The organism is Curtobacterium sp. MCLR17_045 (genome assembly GCF_003234405.1).
Taxonomy (GTDB): Bacteria; Actinomycetota; Actinomycetes; order Actinomycetales; family Microbacteriaceae; genus Curtobacterium; species Curtobacterium flaccumfaciens.
In genome coordinates, this window is the sequence record NZ_QKTB01000055.1 from 1 (window position 1) to 4,072 (window position 4,072).

General features: G+C 72.4%; 3 protein-coding genes. 2 read left to right on the forward strand and 1 reads right to left on the reverse strand.

Translation table 11 applies throughout. The features are described from left to right. Positions 1-1,334, reverse strand: a 1,334-nt coding sequence (locus tag DEJ05_RS17725) for an MFS transporter (RefSeq protein WP_111111313.1), incomplete at its 3' end; no start/stop codon positions are given. Between the two features lie 102 nt (positions 1,335-1,436). Here DEJ05_RS17725 and DEJ05_RS17730 point away from each other — a divergent pair. Further along, positions 1,437-2,855, forward strand: a complete 1,419-nt coding sequence (locus tag DEJ05_RS17730; RefSeq protein ID WP_111111315.1) for an LLM class flavin-dependent oxidoreductase — start codon at positions 1,437-1,439, stop codon at positions 2,853-2,855. Beyond that, positions 2,852-4,072: acyl-CoA dehydrogenase family protein (locus tag DEJ05_RS17735; protein ID WP_111111317.1), on the forward strand; the 1,221-nt coding region annotated here is incomplete at its 3' end. The genes DEJ05_RS17730 and DEJ05_RS17735, both read left to right, overlap by 4 nt.

A 4,072-nucleotide genomic window follows, 5' to 3' on the forward strand; every position in this document is an offset into this window, starting at 1 on the left:
GCCTCCCGCCGCGCCACCGCCCGCGGATCCACCGCGAACACCGCCGCCACGATCGTCAGCACCGCGTACACCCCGAGGTACCCGCACAGGATCCACGGCGAGCCACCCCCGAGCTGCACGAACACCGCGGCCAGCAGCGGCGTCAGCCCCACCGAGAAGATCGACCCGATCTGGTACCCGAGCGACATCCCCGAGTACCGCCGCCCGGTCGGGAACTGCTCCGCGAACCACGCCGCCTGCGGCCCGTAGATGCTGTCGTGGAACACGCACATCCCGATCAGCGCCACGAGCGGCAGGAGCACGAGCGGCCCCGCGTCGAGGAACGCGAAGAACGGCCAGATGAGCACCGCGATGCCCACCGCCGACCAGATCGTCAGCACCCGCCGCCCGACCCGGTCGGACAGCCACCCCCAGAACGGCGTGGACACGAGCGACACCGCCGAGATCACGAGCACGGCCTGCAGCCCGGCGTCCGAGCCCGATGGCCCCCGCACGTTGCCGAGGTAGGTCAGCGAGTACGTCGTCAGGATCGAGTACAGCGCCGGCTGCACGAGGCGCAGGCCCGCCGTCACCAGGATCGACCGCGGGTGCTGCCGGATCGCCTGCCACACCGGGAACCGCTCGACCCCGCCCGATGCGCGCAGCTCCTGGAACACCGGGGCGTCCTGCACACCGAGCCGGATGACGAGCCCGACCGCCACGATCACCGCCGAGAACAGGAACGGCAGCCGCCAGCCCCAGGCCAGGAACGCCTCGGTGCCGAGCAGCGACCGCACGAGCGTGAAGACCCCGGTCGCCAGGAGCATCCCACCGGCCGACCCCATCTGCGTGAACGCCCCGAACAGCCCCCGGTGCCGCTCCGGCGCGTGTTCGACGGACAGCAGCGCCGAGCCGCCCCACTCCGCACCGGCCGCGACGCCCTGCAGCAGCCGCAGGAACACGAGCGCCACGACGGCGCCGACCCCGATGGTCGCGGCGGACGGGATGACCCCGATCAACGTGGACGCGATGCCCATCAGCACCAGCGACGCGACGAGCAGCTTCTTCCGCCCGATCCGGTCACCCAGGTGGCCGGCGATCACCCCGCCGAGCGGCCGCGCCACGAACCCGACGCCGTAGGTCGCGAACGACGCGATGACCCCGACGGCCGGCGTCACGGACGGGAAGAACGTCGGAGCGAACACCAGCGCCGAGGCCGTCGCGTAGAGGTAGAAGTCGTAGTACTCGACGGTCGTCCCGACGAACGACGCGAGGGCGACCCGACGACGGGTCGCGCTGGTCGACGGTGCAGCGGGACGGCCTGGAGGCGCGGTGAGGGTGGTCTGGCTCGGCATGCCTCAGGAGCATGGTCGCGTCCAGGGCCGCGGGGAACACCGCGCGTAACGGGAGGTCACGTCGCTGTCGTCGGGCGGTGCCCGCCGACCACGATGGGACACATGAGCGATGCACCGAACCGCCCGCTGCGCTTCGCGGCCTTCGTCATGAACACGACCTCGCACATCCAGCACGGCCTGTGGCGGCACCCCGACGCCCGGCAGGCGGACTTCGACGACGTGACGCTGTGGACCGACCTGGCGAGGACCCTCGAGCGCGGCAAGTTCGACGCGATGTTCTTCGCCGACGTCGTCGGGACCTACGGCCCCGGTCGCGGCGACTACTCGACCAACCTGCGCGAGGGGCTGCAGATCCCCTCGAACGACCCCTCCGTGCTGCTCTCCGCGCTCGCCGTGTCGACCGAGCACCTCGGGCTCGCGTTCACCTCGAGCGTCATCCAGGCGCACCCGTTCGACTTCGCCCGCAAGGTCTCCACGCTCGACCACATCACCCGGGGCCGCATCGGCTGGAACGTCGTCACGAGCGCCCTCGACAGCGCCGCCCGGAACTTCGGCGCCGACCGGCTCGAGGAGCACGACGAGCGCTACGTCTGGGCCGAGGAGTACCTCGAGGTCTGCGCGAAGCTCTGGGAGGGCTCGTGGGAGGACGGCGCCGTGCTGAAGGACCCAGTCCGTGGCTACGCCGACCCCGACAGGGTGCACCGCATCGACCACCACGGCAAGCGCTACGGCGTGCAGGGCCCGCACCTGTCGGCACCGTCGCCGCAGCGGACCCCGGTGCTGTTCCAGGCCGGGTCGTCGCCGGCGGGCCGTGCCTTCGCCGCCCGGAACGCCGAGGCCCAGTTCATCCTGACCTCGAACCGGGACGCCACCGAACAGCTCATCCGCGAGACCCGTGACCTGGCCGAGGCCGCCGGTCGCCAGCGGGACGACATCGCGTTCTTCCTCGGCCTGACCTTCGTCACCGGCTCCACCGAAGCCGAGGCCAAGGCCAAGGAAGCGGAGATCGACGAGTACCTGACCGCCGACGGGTTCCTGGTGCACTCGAACCTCGGCTTCGACCCGGACACCGGCGAGCCCCTCGACCCGGACACCCCGCTGTCCGAGGTCCGCACCCACGCCGGACAGTCGCACCTGCAGTGGCTCCGCGAGGCCGCCGGGGACCGCGAACCGACCATCGCCGACCTCGCCAGGTTGTCCGCGAAGCTCCGCGCCCGGGTCGTCGGGACGCCGGAGCAGATCGCCGACGAGCTCGCCGACTGGCAGCGGGTGGGCGTCGACGGCGTCAACGTCATCAACTGGACGCTGCCCGGCTCGTACGAGGAGTTCGTCGACCACATCGCGCCGACCCTGCAGGAGCGCGGGCTGATGCAGTCCGAGTACCGCGAGGGGACCCTGCGCGAGAAGCTCTTCGGCCACGCACAGCTGCCGGACTCGCACCCCGCCCGGCAGTGGCGCGGGGCGTTCACGGGCGGTGCCGGCGCGACCGAGGCGCGCGACGCAGTGGAGGTGCCCGCATGACGGACGCGACGACGATCGACGGACGCGTGACGGGCCTCCCGGCCGACCGTCTGGCGACCCTGCGCGAACGCTTCGCGCCCGTGTTCGCGACCATCCGCGACGGCGCGGTCGAGCGTGAGCTCGCGTCCGTGAAGCCCGGCGACCGGCCGCTGCCGCACGCCGAGGTCCGGGCGCTCGCCGACGCGGGGTTCGGGCGGTTGCGCGTGCCGGAGGACCGCGGGGGCTTCGGCGTGACGCTGGTCGAACTCGCGCACCTGGTGGCGGACCTGGCGGCGGCGGACTCGAACATCGCGCACCTGTGGCGGGGACACTTCGGGTACACCGAGCTCGTGCTGCTGCGGCCGTCGTCCGCCGGCCGGGACGAGTGGCTCCAGCGCATCGTCGACGGAGCGATCGTCGGGAACGCGACCTCGGAGCGGACCGGGACGACCCTCGCCGACATCTCGACGACGGTGACGCCGGCGGGTGATTCCCTCCGCCTCGACGGGCGGAAGTTCTACTCGACCGGCACGCTCTACGCGGACTGGATCTACCTGGCGGCGGACCGTGACGGGGAGCGCGTGACGTTCGCCGTCGACGCCTCCGCGCCGGGCGTGACGAGCATCGACGACTGGGACGGGTTCGGGCAGCGGTTGACCGCCTCCGGCACGACCGTGTTCGACGGGGTGTCGGTCGACCCGTCGGTGGTGTCGGCGTACCGGGACGCTCCGCTGTCGCACATCCAGGCTTTCTACCAGCTGTACCTGCTGGCGGTCCTCGCCGGGATCGGGCAGGCCGTGTCCGACGATGCCGTGGCCTTCGTGCGACCACGGACCCGCACGTACATCCACGCCAACGCGGCCATGCCTGGGGAGGACCCGCAGGTGCTCTCGGTGCTCGGGCGGCTGTCGGCCGGGGCGTTCACCGCCCGGTCACTCGTCGTCGCCGCCGCGGGGCTGCTCGACGGGGTCGTCGCCACGAACGAGCCCGGGGTCGGCGTCGACCGCGTGGTGCTCGACGCGGCCGAGAACGCCGTGTACCAGGCGCAGGTCGAGATCGGGCCGCGGGTGCTGCGGTCGGCGTCCGAGCTGTTCGAGGTCGGCGGGGCGTCCGCGGCCGACCGGACGCGTGGGCTGGACCGGCACTGGCGGAACGCCCGGGTGGTGGCGTCGCACAACCCGGCGGTCTACAAGGAGCGGATGGTGGGGGAGTACGCGCTGCACGGGCGGGGGCCCGTG

Excerpts from the sequence above, each read along its gene's own strand:
- DEJ05_RS17730 (WP_111111315.1), top strand. The coding sequence starts at position 1,437 with ATGAGCGATGCACCGAACCGCCCGCTGCGCTTCGCGGCCTTCGTCATG.